This window comes from Streptomyces lydicus (assembly GCF_000717345.1).
Lineage (GTDB): Bacteria > Actinomycetota > Actinomycetes > Streptomycetales > Streptomycetaceae > Streptomyces > Streptomyces lydicus.
The window spans coordinates 1-18,026 of the sequence record NZ_JNZA01000001.1 but is presented as its reverse complement, the minus strand read 5'-3'; the positions used below and the strand labels follow the sequence as shown (position 1 = coordinate 18,026).

Below are 18,026 nucleotides of genomic sequence, written 5' to 3'. Positions count from 1 at the left end.
AGGAGGCCCACATGGACGACAAGGAGTTCTTCCGCGCAGTGGCGGAGCGCTCGGGACTCTCCCGGCAGGAAGCGGCCGATCTCACCCGTGCCACCCTCGACACGCTCGGGCACCGGCTGAGCGCCGGCGAGGCCCGCGATCTGGCCCTCGAACTTCCCGAGCCGCTGCGTGGCTCGCTCCAGTCCGGACAGGGGGAGATGGAGATCTTCGGTCCCGACGAATCGATCCGCAGGGTGGGCGAGCACACCGGGCTGACCGAGCCGGAAGCCGCCCGGGGCGTCCGGGCGGTCCTCAGCACCCTGCAAGAGGCCATCTCCCAGAAGGAGTTCGCGCACGCCATGTCGCAGCTCGGCAAGGAGTACGCGCAGTTGGTGGAGTCCACCCGCTGAGCGGATCGCCGGCCCGGCCGGGGGAACCCTCCCCCGGCCGGGCCGGCGGACGTCAGCGTGCCGCCCGCCGGAGGGCCGTCACGCGCGACGGGCGCCCGCCGAGGCCATGCCGAGCCAGGTGTGCGGGTTGCCCTGCCAGCACCAGCCGAGCTTCGGTGCCTTCTGGCTGATCCAGATCGCCGGGACCCTGCGGTCGCCGCACCGCGAACCGCCCAGCGAGAAGCACTTGTTCTTGACCAGCACCTCCGGGAAGTGGGTGAGGAGCGCGATGCCCTCCTCGATGGTCAGCAGGGTGCGGCCCCGCCCGGCGAGGGTCGCCATGGCCTCGTGGGGTACCGCACCACAGAACTCCTCCCCCCGCTCGACGTCGAGCAGCAGGTAGGCGTCCGGGGCCGGGAGCGCGGTGTCCTCGGTGGCGACGAACCGTTCGAGGGCGCCGGGCTCGAAGGAGCGGTCGATGAAGCCGGGCAGCCGCCCGCCGTGCAGGACGGTGCGGGGCATGGCCTCTTCGACGGGGACCAGGCTCCGGGTGACGACCAGCAGGAACGGCACCCGGCCGGTCTCCGGTGCGCACCGGCCGCCCGCCGCGGCGGCCACCGCGTGGGCCCGCAAGGGGGCCAGCAGCGCACCGAAACGCTCCGGGTCGAGGCCGGACAGCGCGGGGTAGTCACGGTCCGTCAGATTGCGGACCTGCCGCTCGAATTCGGCACCCGCATCGAAGGGGGCAGGGGTCACGGACATTCCTCTCGTCATGGGGACACTCGGCCGGCCAGCGGTCAGGGAGGCGCTCACCGGGAGATCTCGACGGCGGCCAGGGAGCCGGTCTCCAGGGCGCACCACACGGCGCCCCGGTACGCGGCGATGCCGTGCGGTTCGCAGTCCGGGCGGGGCAGGTCGTAGCCGGTGAACCGGCCGTCGGTGGTGAGGCGTCCGACCCGGCCGCTGCCCCACTCGGTGAACCACAGGGCGCCGTCGGGGCCGGTGGTGAGGGCGTGCGGCCGTGCCTGGCGGTCGGGCAGCGGGTACTCGGTGACGGTGCCGTCGACGGTGATCCGCCCGATCTGGCCCGCGCCGATCTCGGTGAACCACAGCGCGCCGTCCGGGCCCGCGGTGATGCCGACCGGCGCGGCCCCCTCGGTCGGCAGCGGGAAGGCGGTCGTCCGGCCGTCCATGGTGATCCGGCCGATCGCGCCTGCCTGGTTGAGGGTGCACCACATGGCGCCGTCGGGGCCCGCCACCAGGGCGGACGGGAAGGCTCCGGGTGCCGGGTACTCGGTGAACTCGCCGCTGGTGGTGAGGCGTCCGATGCGGTCGGCGGCGGACAGCGTGAACCACAGGGCGCCGTCCGGGCCGGGTGCGATGCCGAACGGACCGCCGCCGGCGGTGGGCGGCTCGAAGGCGGAGACCTCGCCGTCGACGGTGATCCGGCCGATGCGGTGCGTGCCGTACTCGGTGAACCACAGGGCGCCGTCCGGGCCCTGGGTGATCACCGTCGGGCCCGCGCCCACGGGGTTGACGGTGAGGTGCCCGGCCGCGTCCCGGCGGCCGATCGCGCCCTGGTGGACGAGGGTGAACCACAGCGCGCCGTCGGGCCCCTCCGCGAGCGCGTACGGGCCCGCGTCCGGCCCGCTGACGGTGTGGTCGCGGACCGGGTCGGCGAGCCACCGGCCGATCCGGTCGAGCAGCACCTCGCCCAGGTCGGACAGGTGGAAGGAGTGCGGCGCGTCCTCGTAGGTGTCGAGACGGACGCTCACCCCGGCGGCGTCGGCGGCCTCGGCGAAGCGGCGGGCGTCGTCCAGCAGGACCTCGTCGGTGCCGACGGCGACCAGCAGCGGCGGCAACCCGCGCAGGTCCCCGTGCAGCGGCGACTGCGGGGCCTGACGGGGGCCGGCACCGGCCAGGTACCGGTCGCTGACGGCGGCGAGCACGGCGCGGTCGATCAGGTCCTTGCCGTCGTTGGTGGTCAGGGACGCACCGGTCAGGGCGAGGTCAGTGACGGGTGAGACCGCGACCGCGGCGCCGGGGAGGGGGCCGCCGGTGCGCTTGAGCTCCAGCAGGGCGGAGAGCACCAGGGTGGCGCCGGCCGACTCGCCGACGAACACCACCTCCGAGGCCGGCACGCCGGCCTCCAGCACGCTGCGCCACGCGGCCAGTACGTCGTCCAGCGCCGCGGGGTAGGGATGCGCGGGCGCCAGCCGGTAGGCGACCCGCAGCGCCGGCCGTCCGGTCGTCCGCGACAGCCGGTAGGCCATCATCCGCTCGGCCTCGGGCCAGGTGTCCGTGAAACCGCCGCCGTGTACGTAGATCACCGCGCCGCTCCCGGCGCCCGGCGCGCGCACCCAGTCGCCACGCACCTCGGCGTCGGCCGGGAGCGGGCCGCTGACCAGCGCGCCGATGCGGTCACGGACGGCCTGCGCCTGCCCGGGCCCGGCGGGAACGGCAGTGAGAGTGAGCAACGGTCCTCCGTCATGGGCGAGTTGCACCCGTAGGGAATTTACGACGAGGGTAAAATTACGTCAGGGGCAGTGGGGTGTCAACGTAAAAATACTACGAGGGTAAGATTCGCTCATGGGTATCGAGTCGAGCACTACGACGGACGCCGCGGCGCCGGGCCTGCGGGCGGCCAAGAAGCGCGAGACGCGGCAGCTGATCTCCGACCGGGCGACCCGGCTCTTTGTCGAGCAGGGCTTCGAGCGCACCACCGTCGCCGAGATCGCCGACGCCGCCCGCGTCGCCAAGAAGACGGTGACGAACTACTTCCCGCGCAAGGAGGACCTGGCCCTCGATCACCAGGACGCCTTCGTCGCCGGCCCGGCCCGGACCGTGGAGGACCGCCGGCCCGGCGAGTCCGCCCTCGCGGCACTGCGCCGCGGGTTCCTGTCGGCCGTCACCGCGCAGGACCCCGTCGCGGGCTTCGCCGGACCGGAGTTCACCCGCATGATCGCGGAGAGCCCCACCCTGACCGCCTGCCTGCGCAGCCTGCACGACCAGCGCGAGGACGCCCTGACCGCCGCGCTGGCCGAGGCGACCGGCGCCGCCCGTGACGACATCACCCCGCGCACCGCCGCGGCCCTGCTGGGCGGGGTGCACCGGCTCCTGTTCCGGCGCATCCAGGAGCTCACCCTCGCGGGCCGCGCCGGCCCGGAGATCGCCGCCGTACTGGCGGAGGAGGCCGAGCGGGCGTTCGCGGTCCTGGAGCCGGCGCTCGCCGACTACGCCCGGGCCTGACCACCGCTCCCCCTACGGCGCGTCGGCAGCCCCTCGGCCGCGAGGCCGTCACCCGATCGGCGGAGCCGGGGCGGGCGGGAGGCGGTGCCGGAGGTCCGGGGGCGGGGCCGTCCTCGTGCGGTGGGGACGGCCTCGGCCGGGTGCCGGTCGGTTCCCGCCCGGCGCGCGTCCTCGGACCGGAACTGGTCTGCTGGGTCGGGGGATCGCCGTGCACCCGGGAGAGGTCCAGATGAGTGCCTATCGAGTCGCGCAGGTCGCCGCCGCGGGCGGGTCGTTCGAGATCGTCGAGCGGGAGGTGCCGCGGCCGGGCCCCGGCCAGGTGCGGCTGGCGGTGGAGGCGTGCGGGATCTGCCACAGCGACACCTTCTTCGTCCAGGCCGCGCTGCCGGGCGTGCGGTTCCCGCTGGTCCCCGGGCACGAGATCGCCGGGCGCATCGACGAGATCGGCGAGGCGACGCCGGGCGACTGGCAGGTGGGCGACCGGGTGGTGGTGGGCTGGTTCGGGGGCAGCTGTCACGCCTGTCCGCCCTGCCGCCGGGGCGACTTCATCGTGTGCGAGAACCTGAAGGTCCCCGGCTGGGCGTACGACGGCGGCTTCGGCGAGGTGGTGATCGCACCGGCCGACGCCCTGGCCCGCATCCCCGACGCGGTCCCGTCCGCCGACGCGGGACCCATGGCCTGCGCCGGCGTGACCACGTTCAACGGTCTGCGGCGCAGCTCCGCGCGGCCGGGCGACCTGGTCGCCGTCCTCGGCATCGGCGGCCTCGGCCACCTGGGCGTGCAGTACGCGGCCGCCATGGGCTTCGAAACGGTGGCCCTCGCCCGCGGGGCCGACAAGGCGGACTTCGCCCGGCAACTCGGCGCACACCACTACATCGACACCACGGCCGACACCCCCGTCGGGGACGCCCTGCAGGCGCTCGGCGGCGCCAAGGCCGTACTGGCCACCGCCGCCAACTCACAGGCCATCACCGCGACGGTGGACGGACTGTCCCCGCGGGGCGAGCTGATCGTCATCGGCGCGGACACCGAACCCCTGGGAATCAGCCCCAACCAGCTGCTCATGCAGGGCAAGGTCGTCCGCGGCCATCCCTCCGGCACCGCGCAGGACGTGCAGGAGACCATCGCGTTCAGTGCCCTGCACGGGATCCGCCCGATGATCGAGACCATGCCGCTCGACCGGGCCGACGAGGCGTACCGGAAGATGCTCTCCGGCGCCGCCCGCTTCCGGATGGTCCTCACCACGGGCTGACGGGCCCGCCGCCGCGGTGGGTTGCCTGCGGCGGTCGGCGCGTCAGCCGGTACGGCGTCCTCCACTCCGGTCAGCGCGGTACGGGCTGCGGAGAACACCGCCGGCCGAGATGACGCCCCAACGCCCCAGTGGCGTCGGCGAGTTGGTCGGTGACGACGATCGCGGGGCGGGTCAGTCGGCCGTCCGGCGCAGGATCAGGGTGACGAATCCCCAGGTGTCGCGGTAGCTCCGCAGCCACTCGGAGCGCCGGGTGGCGGCCATCGCCAGCGCCTCCGGGCCGTCCGGGTCGCCGGCATGGTCCAGGCCCCACGCGGCAAGGGTCCCCCAGCAGGCCCACTCGTAGGCGTCCAGCTCCTGGCGCGTGCTGACGTGCCCGTGGACGGGGGTCCAGCCGTCGGCGACGACGCGGTCCACGGTGGTCGCGAGGTCGGCGAAGTCGCCGAGCATCTCGATGGCCTCCGGCGACGGCGGGTGTTCCCAGAACCCGTCGCCGATCAGGACGGCGCCGCCGGGCGCCAGGTGCGCGCGGGCCGCGGCGAGCGTGGGCAGCAGACCGCCGAAGGCGTGCGCGGCCCCGACGCTGAGCACCAGGTCGAACGGGTCCGGGGAGACGAAGTCCGCGGCCGCTGCGTGGTGGAGGACGAGGCGCTCCCCGACGCCGCGGCGGTCGGCCGCCTCTCGCGCCTGCGCCAGCGCGTCCTCGGAGATGTCCACGCCTGCGGCGTGCAGTTGAGGGCGGGCGGCCAGGGCGCGCAGCAGCCATTCCGCGCTGCCGCAGCCGAGGTCGAGCAGCCGCTCGTCGCCGCGTGGCGTGCCGCGTTCCAGCAGCCGGCGCACGGATTCGTCGTCGAGCGGAGCCTTGATCGGGTGCCCGGTGTGGGCGATGCGGGACATCTGTTCGCGATTCACCGGCGCAGCCTGGCAGCATCACCGGTCGCGCGCATCCGGTTATCGCCGTGAGCCACGCTCCACACCCGGTTCCGCTCGCTCCTGATGTGGGCGTGACATGTGACGACAAAACCTAGGAGCGGGTGGCGGTCGCGCAGCCGTTGCGTGTGACCGTCGTGCCGTTGCTCGTGTCGATCGGCTTGCTGCGGTCGTACGGATCGACCCGGTGGGCCTTGTCGGCGGGCTGCTCGCCGGCTGTGCCGAAGGGCGGCACGAAGTAGCCGGTCGGGGCGTCGCAGCCGCCGTTGGTCATGTCGAGCGCGTACGAGACGAGGGACATCGTGCCCGGTTCGGTGATGACCTTGGCCGGGTCGTCCCAGCTCATCACCACCTTGCGCCGCACGATCGTACGGACGACCTCGGCGTCCCGCCCGCCGTCGCCTGCCGGGGTGACCGGGTACACGAAGGTGACGTCCGCCGTCACCTCGACCGACCCCCGCTTCCCCTTCCGGTACGCGAGTCGACCGCGCGTCTTGACCACCTCACCGACCAGCCGGGCCTGCTGCGTACGGAAGCGGCTGAACAACAGCAGCGGGTTGGTCTCGGGCGAGGGCGGCGTCGACGACAGGGCGGTACGGAGATACTCCTGGACGTCCTTCTGGTGCGGGTTCAGCAGCGCGATCGCCTTCGTGGGCCGCTCGCCGCGCAGCACACGGGAGTCGAGCCCCGCGGCCACCAGGAAGTCCCGGCTCTGCCGCAGTGCCCGCTCGACCTGGGCGGCGTCCATCCAGCCGGTCGCCTCGGCCGGGGGCACCGTGATCCCTGCCGCTCCGTCAGCCCAGTGGACGGCAGGCGAACCCCGGAAGGGTTCGGCGAGGGTGGGGCGCAGAGCCGGCTCGGCACCGGGTGCCTCCCGCGGGCCTTCCGACTCGGCGGCCAACGGCGCCCCGTCCCGACCGCCGTCGGAGCCACCGAACCAGCCGACGACCTGCTCCGGGAAGAGCCCCACGACCAGGAGGACCACGGCCGCCACCAGCCCGGTCACGTACCAGCCTGTCCTGCGCCGGGGCCGGGCCGGTGCGTACGTACGCCAGCCCGTCGACTCCCCGGGACGCTCCCGCAGCCGCCGCGCCACCTCACGGGCGCGCGCCGACGGCTCCACGGGTGCCCCGGCCGTACCCGCCACCGATTCACGGAGGAACCGCTCCCACTCCTCATCGGACACGGACGACCCGTCCTGCCCCCCAGCCCCGCTCACACCGCACTCCCGTTCTCGCTCGCATGCTCGATGCCCGATGGCTCGATCGCCGCATGATCGCATGAACGAGCCGCCGGCCTGCCGGGGCGGTGGGGGAAACGTCAGGCCGCCGGGAAGGCCGCGGCCCCTCGGACAAGCCCTGGTTCCGCGAGGAGCTTCTCGACGGCCTTGGCCGGTGCCTTCGGGTGCAGTGCCTCGGTGCGGTGTACGAGCCGGGGCGCGCTCACCGGTACGGCGACCGTTCCCGGCAGGCCGTCGGCGGCCGTGGAGGGGAGCGCGGCGAGGCCGTTCCCGCCCGCGACGAGCGCCCCGAGTGCGCGCAAGTCCGTTCCCTCGTAGGTGGCGTGGGCCCGGAAGCCGTCCGTGTGGGCGGCCGCCCGCAGCCGGTCGAGGGGTACCGCGGCGTCGGGGGCGTCCAGCCAGTGGGCGTCGGCGAGGTCCGCCAGCCGCAGGCCGCGGCGGCCCGCCAGCGGGTGGCCGGACGGCAGCAGGATGACGAGGGGCTGCTCGCCCACCGCGAGGGTGGTCAGGGTCCCGGTGTCCGGCAGCGGCAGCGGGTCGCTGGGCGCGGTGACCCCGTCGACGAGGGCCAGGTCCGCGTCCCCGGTCAGCACCGCCCGCAGCACGGCCTCCCGGCCGCGGATCCGGATGGTGACGGCGAGGCCGGGCAGGGCCTGCCGGATCCGGGCCAGCGCCCCGGCCCATGCGGGGGTGAGCGCGGCCGGACCGCAGTCGACGGCGAGGCGCGCGGGCCGCACGTCCCGCAGCCTGGCGAGGTCGGCGCGGGCCGCGTCGAGGCGCAGCAGCAGCGGCCGGGCGTGTTCGAGGAGGCGCCGGCCCGCCTCGGTCGCGGCAACCGGCCGGCGTCCCACCAGCCGCGTACCGAGGTCGGCTTCGAGGGTGGCGATGTGCTGGGAGACGGCGGACTGGGTGTAGCCGAGGTCCTGGGCCGCGGCGGAGAACGACCGGTGCTCGACCACCGCGACGAAGGTGCGCAGGAGGTGCGGATCCATGCGCAGCAGTATCGCCTGAGCATCAGCGTTGCTTATGCGGGGTCCGCAGATCATCGTTGGACCTGATGGACCGTCGCCGCACACGATGGGGCCATGGCACCTCACGCACGGATCGCCCTGGTGGGCGACCGCTCCCCGAACGTCCGCTCCCACCTCCGCGTCCCCGTACTTCTGGACGCCCTGCGCAGCCGCGACGGGCTCGACCTGGACGCGTACTGGATCCCCACCGAGGAGGCCGAGGAGGGGATCGCGGGCTTCGACGCCGTCTGGGTGCTGCCGGGGAGTCCGTACCGCAGCGAGTCGGGTGCGCTCGCCGCCATCCGCGCGGCCCGGGAAGGCCGGGTCCCCTTCCTCGGCACCTGCGGCGGCTTCCAGCACGCACTGCTCGAATACGCCCGGAACGTGTGCGGACTGCACCGGGCGGACCACGCCGAGAACAGCCCGGGGGCCGACCTCGGGTCGGCCGTCATCGTCCCGCTCGCCTGCTCGCTGGTCGGGCACGAGGGCGCGATCCGGCTCGCTCCCGGCTCCCGGGCCGCCCAACTCCTCGGCGCGGAGCGCACGGTGGAGCGCTACCACTGCAACTACGGTCCCAACCCGGCCCACCTGGACACCCTGCGCGCCCACGGCCTGCGCTTCACCGGGACCGACGAGGCCGGAGACGTCCGGATCGCCGAGCTTCCCGGCCATCCGTTCTTCCTCACCACCCTGTTCCAGCCCGAGCTCCACGGCGACGGCACCCGGCCGCACCCCCTGGTCACCGGACTCGCGAGGGCGGCCGTCCGGCACGCCGCGGAGGACCGGTGAGCGGCGTCCTCCGGGGTGGACACGGACCGGCGCAAGGAGCGGGTTTGTGCGGTGTCGCCCCGGGCAGGCGGATCTTTGTCAAGGAACGGCTCGACAGCAAGGGAGCACGACCATGACCGCCGAGAAGAAGACGTCCGCCAAGGCCGACCAGCTCAAGGGTGCCGTGAAGGAAACCCTCGGGCGCGCGGTGGGCAACGAGCGGATGACCGCCGAAGGACGCGCGGAGCGCGCCATGGGCGATATGCGGGAGGCCGGCCACAAGGCCCAGGACGCCCTGAAGCGATGAGGGCGCCCCGCAGCCACTTCGGCAGATGCGGCCGCGCATGCAGAGACTGAGGCGGTGGCCCGGCGGATCCTTCCGCCGGGCCATCGCCGTGTCCGCCCCGGCCCCCGGCGTGCACCGACGGCGCACCCTCGCGGCGGCCCCTGCGGAGCCCGCCGCCCCGTCACGTAAAACATGCATTCCTCACGACCTCGTCGTGACACTCATGACTGTTTCCCCCCTCCGCGCCGTGACAGCGTGGTGATGTCACCGGCCGAGGGAGTGGGATGAACAAGGGGTACGCGGTCTTCTGCGACGCAGACCGGCAGTTCTACGACGCTCCGCACCGCTTTCCCTCGGACGAAGAGGGCCGCGGCGCCCTGTACCCCGTACTGCGCCGGGAGTTGCCCGACGGCTGGCAGCGCCACCGGTCGGGTGACTGGCTGGCGTTCCGCCCACTGGACCGTGAACTGCCCAGCCAGGGCTGGAAAATTCATGTCTCCGCCTGCCTGGACAACGCCGAGCGGATCCTCGAGAAGGTCTGGGACTACTGCGTCCCCCGCTCGGTGGCGTTCAAGTGCATGCCGAGCCGCTATCTGCTGCACATACGCAACGCCAAGTACACCGACCGGGGCGCCAGCGGGAAGTTCGTCACCGTCTACCCGGCCGACGCGGAGCAGTGCCGCGTCATCGCCGAGGAGCTGGACGCCCTGCTGGCCGGCGAGCCCGGTCCGTACATCCTCAGCGATCTGCGCTGGGGCGCCGGCCCGGTGTACGTGCGCTACGGCAGCTTCACCGAGCGGCACTGCTACGACGACAAGGGCGAGCTCTGCCCCGCGATCGAGGACGACCGGGGGCGACTGGTCCCCGACCGCCGGGAGCCCGCCTTCCGGGTTCCGGAGTGGGTCGCCCTCCCGGACTTCCTCAAGCCCCACCTGGACGCACGCTCCGCCACCACGGTCGCCGACCTGCCGTACGCGATAGAGCGGGCACTGCACTTCTCCAACGGCGGCGGCGTCTACGTCGGCCGGGACCTGCGGACCGAGCGCCGGGTGGTGCTCAAGGAGGGGCGTCCGCACGCCGGGCTGGCCGCGGACGGCGCGGACGCCGTGGCACGGCTGGAGCGTGAACGGGACGCCCTGCGGCGGCTGTCCGGGCTGGGCTGCGCCCCCGAGGTGCTGGACTGGTTCACGCTCGGGGAGCACACCTTCCTGGTGCTGGAGTACATCGAGGGCCGGCCGCTCAACAGCTTCTTCGCGCACCGCCATCCGCTGATCGAGGCCGATCCGTCCCCGGAGCGGCTGGCCGAGTACACCCAGTGGGCGCTGCGCGTGCACCGGCTCGTGGAGGAGGCCGTCGAGACGATCCACGCGCGGGGCGTGGTCTTCAACGACCTGCATCTGTTCAACATCATGCTGTCCGAGGACGAATCCTCGGTGGTGCTGCTGGACTTCGAAGCCGCCTCCGTCGACGACCCGGGCAGCCGGCAGGTGATCGCCAACCCCGGCTTCGTCGCCCCCGCCGACCGGCGCGGCGCGGACGTCGACCGCTACGCCCTGGCCTGTCTGCGGCTGGCCCTGTTCCTGCCGCTGACCAGTCTGTTCGCGGTGGACCGGCACAAGGCCCGGCATCTGGCACGGATCGCCGCGGAGCAGTTCCCGGTGCCGCGGGAGTTCCTCGACGCGGCGGTCGCGGAGATCCTGCGCGGCCACCCCGTCCCGCACGCGCCGGCGACCGCGCAACAGCCTTCCGCCGACGCCTACTTACCCGTCAAGCTCGCCGACTGGCCCCACAGCAGGGACAGTGCGGTCCGGGCCGTGCTCGCCTCGGCCACCCCCGAGCGGGAGGACCGGCTCTTCCCCGGTGACATCGCCCAGTTCTCCACGGCCGGCGGGGGAACCTGCTTCGCCTACGGCGCGGCCGGCGTCCTGTACGCGCTCGCCGCGACCGGCGCCGAGCGATGTCCCGACGCCGAGGAATGGCTGCTGCAACGGACGAAGAGCCCCGCGTCGGGCAGCCCGCTGGGCTTCTACGACGGGCTCTCCGGTGTGGCGTGGGTCCTCGACCGGCTCGGGCACCGCGAACGGGCCCTGGATCTCGTCGATCTCGTCACCGCGCAGAGCTGGCAGGACATCGCACCCGACCTGCACAGCGGACTGGCCGGGGTGGGTCTGGCGCTGGACGAGCTGGCCGGGTCCACCGGGGAGAGCGCCGCGCGGGACCAGGCGCTGCGCTGCGCGGAGCTGGTCGCCCACCGCCTCCGCTCCGCGCCGCCACCCACCGCGCCCGCCGACGGGACCGCGGCGCCGTCCCGCGCCGGGCTGCTGCACGGCGACAGCGGAGCCGCGCTGCTCTTCCTGCGGCTGTACGAACGCACCGGCGACGGCGCGCTGCTGGACCTGGCCGCCGAGGCGCTGCGCCGCGACCTGGCCCGGTGCGTACGGAGCGTGGGCGGCACCCTTCAGGTCAACGAGGGCTGGCGGACCATGCCCTACCTCGGTGCCGGCAGCGTGGGCATCGGCATGGTGCTCGACGACTACCTCGCCCACCGGCCGGACGACGCGTTCGCGGCGGCGCGGGACGAGATCGTCAAGGCCGCCCAGGCCAAGTTCTACGCCCAGCCCGGCCTGTTCCGCGGTGCGGCCGGCATGGTGCTGTACCTGAGCCGTACCACCGCCACCGGCCCGGGCACCGACGCCGCCGACCTCCACCGCCAGATCGAGTCCCTCTCCTGGGGCGCCGTCCCCTACCAGGGGCATCTGGCCTTCGCCGGGGAGCAGATGATGCGGCTCTCCATGGACCTGAGCACCGGCACCGCCGGATGCCTGCTCGCTCTGGGCAGCGCGCTGCACGACTCACCCGTGCACCTGCCCTTCCTCCCGCCGCTGCGGCGGCCCTGAAGCCGGCCCCTCCCGGGGCCGTACAAGAAAAGCACTCCCGTCCCCTTACGAAAGGAATCATCATGTCGCTTCTCGACCTGCAGACGATGGAGACCCCGAAGCCCGAGGGCACCGAGGAGCTGCACACCGGCAGCCGCGCGAGCCTCCTCCTCTGCGGTGACAGCAGCCTGAGCGTCACCACCTGTAACTGACCGCCTGCCGCAGCGGGGCCCCCAGTCCCGCAACGGCACGGTGAGACGGGCCCCGCGCAGCACCGGCTGCGCGGGGCCCTCCGCCCCGCCGCGCCGCATCGTTCGACCCACGGAGGCGAGGTCCACCGCATGCCCGCCCCATCCGGGCCCCCCTCACCGACGCGCCCGCCGGCCACCGGCCGGAAGCCGGACCCCGGTGCCGCCGTCCTGACCGACGCCTTCCGGCACAGCCCCGTGCACACCGTCGCGGTGTGCCTCTTCGGCGTGGCCGGTGCCGCTGTGGCCCTCGCCCTGCCGGCCGTCCTCGGCCACACCCTCGACCTCCTGCTCGACTCCGCGCCCGGCGTCGGCGCCGCCCTCACGCTCAGTGCCGTCCTGCTGGTGGCGGACGTTCTGCTGGACGCCCTGGTGGCACTCGCCGGCGGCGTCACCACCGCCCGCAGCACCGCCTGGCTGCGCCGGCGCGGCATCGGCCATCTGCTGTCGCTGGCCCCGCACCGCGCCGCCGACCGCTTCACCGCCGGCGACCTGGTGACCCGGCTGACCGGCAACGCCGCGGAGGCCGGGACCGCGCCCACCACCGCCGCCACCGGCCTGGCCGCGGTGCTCACCCCGGTGGGGGCACTGGTGGCGCTGGCGGTGACCGACGTCTGGCTGGCGGTCGTCTTCCTCGCCGGTCTGCCCCTCCTGACCCGTCTGCTGCGGACCTTCGCCCAGGGCTCCTCCGACTGCGTGCGGCGCTATCAGCGCGTCCAGGCGGAGATCGCCTCCCGGCTCGTCGAGGCGCTCGGCGGGGCCCGGACGATCGCCGCCGCGGGCACCGAGGCACGGGAACGCGCCCGCGTCCTGGCGCCGCTGCCCGAACTCGACGCGCACGGCCGGCTCATGTGGCAGGTCTACGGGCGGGCGGTCGTCGGCAGCAGCATCCTGGTGCCGCTGCTGACCACCGTGGTCCTCGCGGTGGGCGGGCTCCGGCTCGCCCACGGCGCCCTCACCGTGGGCGAGTTGCTGGCGGCCTCCCGGTACGCCGCGCTCACCGCGGCGCTGGGCGGAGTGACCGGCCAGCTCAACGCCTTGGTACGGGGCCGCGCCGCGGCCCGGCGCACCGCCGAACTGCTCGCCCTGCCGCAGGTCCGCCACGGCGCCCGCCCGCTGCCCGCCGACGGGCGGGGGCGACTCGAACTGCGCGGGGTGACCGTCGCCCGCTACGGCGCCCCGGTGCTGCGCGGCGTGGACCTGGCGGTGCCCGGCGGGACGACCCTGGCGGTGGTCGGCCACTCCGGCGCCGGCAAGTCCACGCTGGCCGCCGTCGCGGGACGGCTCACCGATCCCGACAGCGGACAGGTGCTGCTGGACGGGGTCCCGCTCGCGGAGGCAGACCCGGCGCATCTGCGCCGGGAGATCGGCTACGCCTTCGAGCGGCCGGCGCTCTTCGGCGAGACCGTGGGCGCCGCCCTCGCCTTCGGGTCGGAACGGCCCGCCGCCCCCGCCGTCGAGGCCGCGGCGCGCGCGGCCGGCGCCGACACCTTCGTACGCCTGCTGCCGCGCGGCTACGCCACGCCCCTGGCCGACGCCCCGCTGTCCGGCGGCGAGCTGCAACGCCTGGGCGTGGCACGGGCGTTCGCGCACGCGGGGCGGCTGCTCATCCTCGACGACGCCACCTCCAGTCTGGACACCGTCACCGAACACCACGTCAGCCGGGCGCTGCTGGAGGACGTCCGGCCGGGCACCCGCCTGCTGATCACCCACCGCCTCGCCTCGGCCGCCCGCGCCGACCTGGTCGCCTGGATGGACGGCGGCCGGATCCGCGCGGTCGCTCCGCACGCGCTGCTGTGGCAGGACGCCGACTACCGCGCGGTGTTCGCCGGCACCGCGCCGGACCCGAGTACCGCCTCATGACCCCGGTCACGGTCCGGCTGCTGCCGCGGGCGCTCCGCTTCCTGCGGGCGCGCACCCGCGTCCTGCTGCTGATGGGCGGCTGGTCCCTGCTGGAGTCGGCCCACACCTTCCTGGGCGGCTACAGCGTGGCCAAGGCCCTGGACGACGGGTTCCTCGCCGGCCGGACCGCCACCGGTCTGACCTGGCTGGCCGTCGCCGCGGTGGCCGTCGTCCTCGGCGGTCTGGCCGGGCGGGGCGTCTTTCGCGGACTGGCCGGCCTGGTCGAGCCGCTGCGTGACGCCCTGGTCCGTGCGGTGGTGGCCCGGGCGCTGGACGAGGCGGTCGCGGACCCGGCCCGCGCGGCCGACACCGCGGTGGTCTCCCGGCTGACCAATCAGACGGAACTGGCGCGGGACAGCTTCGCCGGGCTGGTCCTGGTGGCCCGTTCGTTCGTCTTCACCGCGGCCGGGGCGCTGCTCGGACTGGTGTCGCTGGCCCCGCAGTTGCTGCTGATCGTGCTGCCGCCGCTGGTCGCCGGGCTGCTGCTGTTCGTGGCGACCCTGGTGCCGATGGCCCGGCGGCAGCGTGCCTTCCTGCGCGCCGACGAGACGCTGTCGGCGGAGTTCGGCGCGGTGGCGGCGGGGCTGCGCGACGTGGTCGCGTGCGGGGCGCGGGAAGAGGTGGCGGCGCGGGCGAACGCCCTGGTCGACGCCGAGGAGCGGGCCGCCCGGCACCTCGCGGGCTGGGCCGCCGCCCGGGCCGTCGCGCTCGGCGTCGCCGGGCAGCTGCCGGTCCTCCTGCTGCTGGTCAGCACCCCGTGGTTGCTGCGTGAGCACCTCACCGCCGGTGCCGTGCTCGGTGCGCTGACCTATCTGACCCAGGCCCTGCTGCCGGCCCTGCACACCCTGATGAACGCCCTCGGCTCCGGAGGCACCCGGCTCCTGGTCGTACTGGACCGGCTCACCCGGACCGCGCGGACACCGGGGCGCGGGGCGGACGGGGCGGGCGGACCGCCCACCGACGCCCGGCTGTCACGTGCCGACGCCGCCCCGTCCGTCCCGGCACCGGCCGAAGATCCGGACGTCCGCTCAGCGCCCGGCGACCACGGCTCCGGGGGCCTGCACGCCGCCCGGCTCCCGGCCCGTTCCCTGCGCCCGTCCCCCGAGCCCCTCGCGGGCTCACGCGTCGAACTGCGGGCGGTCACCTTCGCCTACGGGCCCGCCGCGCAACCGGTGCTCCACGACCTCGCTCTCGTCGTCGAGCCGGGCGAACACCTCGCCGTCGTCGGCCCGAGCGGCATCGGCAAGTCCACCCTGACCGGTCTCCTCGCCGGCCTGCTGCACCCCCTCAGCGGCGACGTCCGGGTGGACGGACTGCCACCGGGGGCGGCGTACGGGTCCGACCCCGCCCGGCTCCGGGTCCTCATCCCGCAGCAGGCGTACGTCTTCTCCGGGACCGTGCGCGACAACCTGCTCTACCTGTGCCCCGACGGGGCGTCGACGGCCGCCCTGGAGGCGACGTCGCACGCGGTCGGGCTGGGCCCGTTGCTCTCCCGCCTGGGAGGGCTGGACGCCCGGATCGACCCGGCGACGCTGTCCCAGGGCGAACGCCAGCTCCTCGCCCTCGGCCGGGCCCACCTCTCCCCCGCCCCGCTCGTCCTCCTCGACGAGGCCACCTGCCACCTCGACCCCGCGGCGGAGCAGCGCGCCGAGCGGGCCTTCGCCGACCGGCCCGGCACGCTGATCGTCATCGCCCACCGGATCAGCTCCGCCCGGCGGGCCGACCGGATCCTCGTGCTGGACGGAAACCGGGCCACCGTCGGCAGTCACACCGAGCTGCTCGAACACTCGGCCCTCTACCGCGAACTCGCCGGCAACTGGCAGCCGGAGCGCTCCCACTGACCGGTACCCGCGGAGACGGGCGGCACTGGAATGACGCTCCTCGCAGGCGGGAGCGGCACCGGTTCAGCCGTCCGGAGCCCGGCTCAGCCGTTCGGCCCCCGGCCGGTCGCGTCCGGTGCCGCGGCGCGGTGGGGTGGGCACGGGTGCCGTCGGCATCCGTTGCCCGGGTGCCGACGGGTGCTCGGCCCGTGGGAGGACGACGCATGCGCATATCCGGACCGATAGCGGGCCGACGGAAGCGGGCCGCGGCCATCGCCGTGACGCTGAGCTGCTACGCGGCACTGGCCGGACCGGGCCTCGGCGCGGCGGACGCCCCGCCGACGCCTTCGGTTCCCGCCCCGGCGCTGAACTGGCGGCCCTGTCCTCGGGACGCGCACTACGACTGCGCGACCGCGAAGGTGCCACTGGACTACGGCGCCCCCCACGGACGCACCCTCGACCTGGCGGTCGTGCGACGCAAGGCGACCCGGCCCGGACGGCGCATCGGCACCCTGTTCTTCAACCCCGGCGGCCCCGGCGGGCCGGGAACGGTCCAGATGCCGCAGAACTACCCGCTGTTCCCGCGCGAGGTGCGGGAGCGGTTCGACATCGTCAGCTGGGACCCGCGCGGGGTCGGCCACAGCACCGCCGTGAACTGCTTCGCCACCGCCAAGGAGAACGCGGCCTGGCTCGCCCGCAGACCCAGCGGTTTCCCGGTCGGCGCGCGGCAGCGGAAGACCTGGATCGCCGCGTACCGGGACCTGGGCCGGCGCTGCGAGCAGCGCGACGCCGCGCTGCTGCGTCATGTGTCGACCGCCGACTCCGCTCGCGACCTCGACCAGCTCCGCCGGTCGGTGGGCGACCCCAAGCTCACCTACCTGGGGGCCTCCTACGGCACGATCCTCGGCGCCACCTACGCCAACCTCTTCCCCGGCAAGGTCCGCGCCCTGACGCTCGACAGCAACATCGACCCGTCGGCCTGGACGAACCACGCCGACGACACCCCCCGGCTCCCGACCTTCCTGCGGATGGGCTCGGACCGCTCCGCGGCGGCGACCCTGGACCAGTTCCTCACCCTGTGCGGATCCACCACCACGGCGAACTGTGCCTTCTCGGCCGGCGGCCCGGAGGCGACCCGGGACAAGTTCAACCGGCTGATGCGGCGCCTCCGTGAGCGGCCGATCGGCACCTGGACCTACGCCAGGACGGTGGCGGACACGATCAACAGCCTCTACGTCGTCCACCCCGGCTGGACCGAACTCGCCGCCCGGCTCCAAGGACTGTGGCAGGGCCGCGCCCCGGCGGCGCCCGGGCCGCTGCCCACGCCCCCGGTCCCGGTCCCGTACACCGGCGAGGAGCAGGCCGCCGCCGTCCTCTGCGGTGACAGCCCCAACCCGCGCGATCCCGGCGTCTTCCACACCCTGGAGGAGGCGAGCGCCGCCCGTGCGGGCGACGCCGGACGCGTCTGGACCTGGGCCTCGGAGCCGTGCGCCACGTGGCCCACCATGGCCGCCCGCCGCTATACGGGGCCCTGGAACAAACCGACGGCGGCCCCCGTCCTGTTGGTCGGCACCCGCTACGACCCCGCCACGCCCTACCGGAACGCGCAGGCCATGGCCAAGGAGCTGGCCAACGCCCGTCTGCTCACCAACAACGGGTACGGACACACCGCACTGGTCAACCCCAGCAGCTGCGTCAACGCGTACGAGAGCCGCTACTTCATCAACGGCACCCTCCCGCCGCCGGGAACGACGTGCCGGCAGGACGGGGCGCCCTTCCCGGTCCGTCAGCCGCGCGGCGGCGTCGACGCCGGCGGCGGCGCGATGGCCGGGCTCGTCCCGAACCGGCCCTGGACCGGCGGCCCGAGCACGCGCTGACGACCCGCCCGCCGGGTTCGGGCTCCACGGTTACCTGTGGAGTAATCGACGGTGTGCTGCCCGTTGGACGAGAGTTGTCGGCACAGCACACCGCACCGTCCAGGAGGGACCCGCACATGCCGTACTTCGAAGGCTCCGACAAAACAAGCCTGTTCTACACCGACTGGGGCCAGGGCAAGCCGGTGGTGTTCGTGGCCGGCGCC

15 protein-coding genes and 1 pseudogene are annotated in these 18,026 nt (G+C 74.4%); 10 read left to right on the top strand and 6 right to left on the bottom strand.

Features of this window, described 5'->3' with window-relative positions; all coding sequences use genetic code 11:
* Positions 1 to 11: 11 nt before the first annotated feature.
* The gene (locus OO62_RS00075) at positions 12 to 389 is read left to right on the top strand and encodes a DUF2267 domain-containing protein (protein ID WP_033265012.1); all 378 of its coding nucleotides are present in this window, start codon (positions 12 to 14) and stop codon (positions 387 to 389) included.
* Between the two features lie 78 nt (positions 390 to 467).
* Here the strand turns inward: OO62_RS00075 and OO62_RS00070 are convergent, their stop codons facing one another.
* From OO62_RS00070 to OO62_RS40355, 3 genes and pseudogenes are all read right to left on the bottom strand, one after another.
* The gene (locus tag OO62_RS00070) at positions 468 to 1,124 is read right to left on the bottom strand and encodes a DUF5701 family protein (RefSeq protein ID WP_398742068.1); all 657 of its coding nucleotides are present in this window, start codon (positions 1,122 to 1,124) and stop codon (positions 468 to 470) included.
* Positions 1,125 to 1,177: 53 nt separating this feature from the next.
* Positions 1,178 to 2,074, bottom strand: a complete 897-nt coding sequence (locus OO62_RS40360) for a Vgb family protein (protein WP_033265215.1) — start codon at positions 2,072 to 2,074, stop codon at positions 1,178 to 1,180.
* A gap of 33 nt (positions 2,075 to 2,107) precedes the next feature.
* A pseudogene (locus OO62_RS40355) lies at positions 2,108 to 2,698 on the bottom strand (alpha/beta hydrolase fold domain-containing protein); the annotation flags it as partial.
* Positions 2,699 to 2,957: 259 nt separating this feature from the next.
* Here OO62_RS40355 and OO62_RS00060 point away from each other — a divergent pair.
* Positions 2,958 to 3,617 carry a TetR/AcrR family transcriptional regulator gene (locus OO62_RS00060; RefSeq protein ID WP_051732394.1) on the top strand — a complete coding sequence of 220 codons (660 nt, stop codon included), beginning with the start codon at positions 2,958 to 2,960 and terminating at the stop codon, positions 3,615 to 3,617.
* A 229-nt stretch (positions 3,618 to 3,846) separates the two neighbouring features.
* A complete protein-coding gene (locus OO62_RS00055; protein ID WP_033265010.1) occupies positions 3,847 to 4,869 on the top strand; it encodes an alcohol dehydrogenase in 1,023 nt (340 codons plus the stop codon).
* A 171-nt stretch (positions 4,870 to 5,040) separates the two neighbouring features.
* Here OO62_RS00055 and OO62_RS00050 read toward each other — a convergent pair whose 3' ends face one another.
* The 3 genes from OO62_RS00050 to OO62_RS00040 form a co-directional block, all read right to left on the bottom strand.
* Entirely contained in the window at positions 5,041 to 5,778 is a 738-nt protein-coding gene (locus tag OO62_RS00050; RefSeq protein ID WP_033265009.1) for an SAM-dependent methyltransferase, read from the bottom strand.
* Between the two features lie 112 nt (positions 5,779 to 5,890).
* On the bottom strand, positions 5,891 to 6,982 hold the full coding sequence (locus tag OO62_RS00045) for a hypothetical protein (protein ID WP_033265008.1): 1,092 nt from the start codon (positions 6,980 to 6,982) through the stop codon (positions 5,891 to 5,893).
* 134 nt (positions 6,983 to 7,116) lie between these two features.
* Entirely contained in the window at positions 7,117 to 8,028 is a 912-nt protein-coding gene (locus OO62_RS00040; protein WP_033265007.1) for a LysR family transcriptional regulator, read from the bottom strand.
* Between the two features lie 93 nt (positions 8,029 to 8,121).
* Between OO62_RS00040 and OO62_RS00035 the strand changes: the two genes are divergently transcribed.
* The 7 genes from OO62_RS00035 (at position 8,122) to OO62_RS00005 (ending at position 17,823) form a co-directional block, all read left to right on the top strand.
* On the top strand, positions 8,122 to 8,835 hold the full coding sequence (locus OO62_RS00035; RefSeq protein WP_033265006.1) for a CTP synthase C-terminal region-related (seleno)protein: 714 nt from the start codon (positions 8,122 to 8,124) through the stop codon (positions 8,833 to 8,835).
* Between the two features lie 112 nt (positions 8,836 to 8,947).
* Positions 8,948 to 9,121, top strand: a complete 174-nt coding sequence (locus OO62_RS00030) for a CsbD family protein (protein ID WP_033265005.1) — start codon at positions 8,948 to 8,950, stop codon at positions 9,119 to 9,121.
* A 263-nt stretch (positions 9,122 to 9,384) separates the two neighbouring features.
* Positions 9,385 to 11,997, top strand: a complete 2,613-nt coding sequence (gene lanKC / locus OO62_RS00025; protein ID WP_033265004.1) for a class III lanthionine synthetase LanKC — start codon at positions 9,385 to 9,387, stop codon at positions 11,995 to 11,997.
* A gap of 62 nt (positions 11,998 to 12,059) precedes the next feature.
* A complete protein-coding gene (locus tag OO62_RS00020; protein ID WP_033265003.1) occupies positions 12,060 to 12,188 on the top strand; it encodes a SapB/AmfS family lanthipeptide in 129 nt (42 codons plus the stop codon).
* A gap of 129 nt (positions 12,189 to 12,317) precedes the next feature.
* Positions 12,318 to 14,087: an ABC transporter ATP-binding protein gene (locus OO62_RS00015; protein WP_078616934.1), complete on the top strand. Its 1,770-nt coding sequence runs from the start codon at positions 12,318 to 12,320 to the stop codon at positions 14,085 to 14,087.
* Positions 14,084 to 15,967, top strand: coding sequence for an ATP-binding cassette domain-containing protein (locus tag OO62_RS00010; protein WP_033265002.1), 1,884 nt, complete (start codon positions 14,084 to 14,086; stop codon positions 15,965 to 15,967). Before OO62_RS00015 ends, OO62_RS00010 begins: the two co-directional genes overlap by 4 nt.
* Positions 15,968 to 16,170: 203 nt before the next feature.
* Positions 16,171 to 17,823, top strand: coding sequence for an alpha/beta hydrolase (locus OO62_RS00005; protein ID WP_051732392.1), 1,653 nt, complete (start codon positions 16,171 to 16,173; stop codon positions 17,821 to 17,823).
* Positions 17,824 to 18,026: the final 203 nt, after the last annotated feature.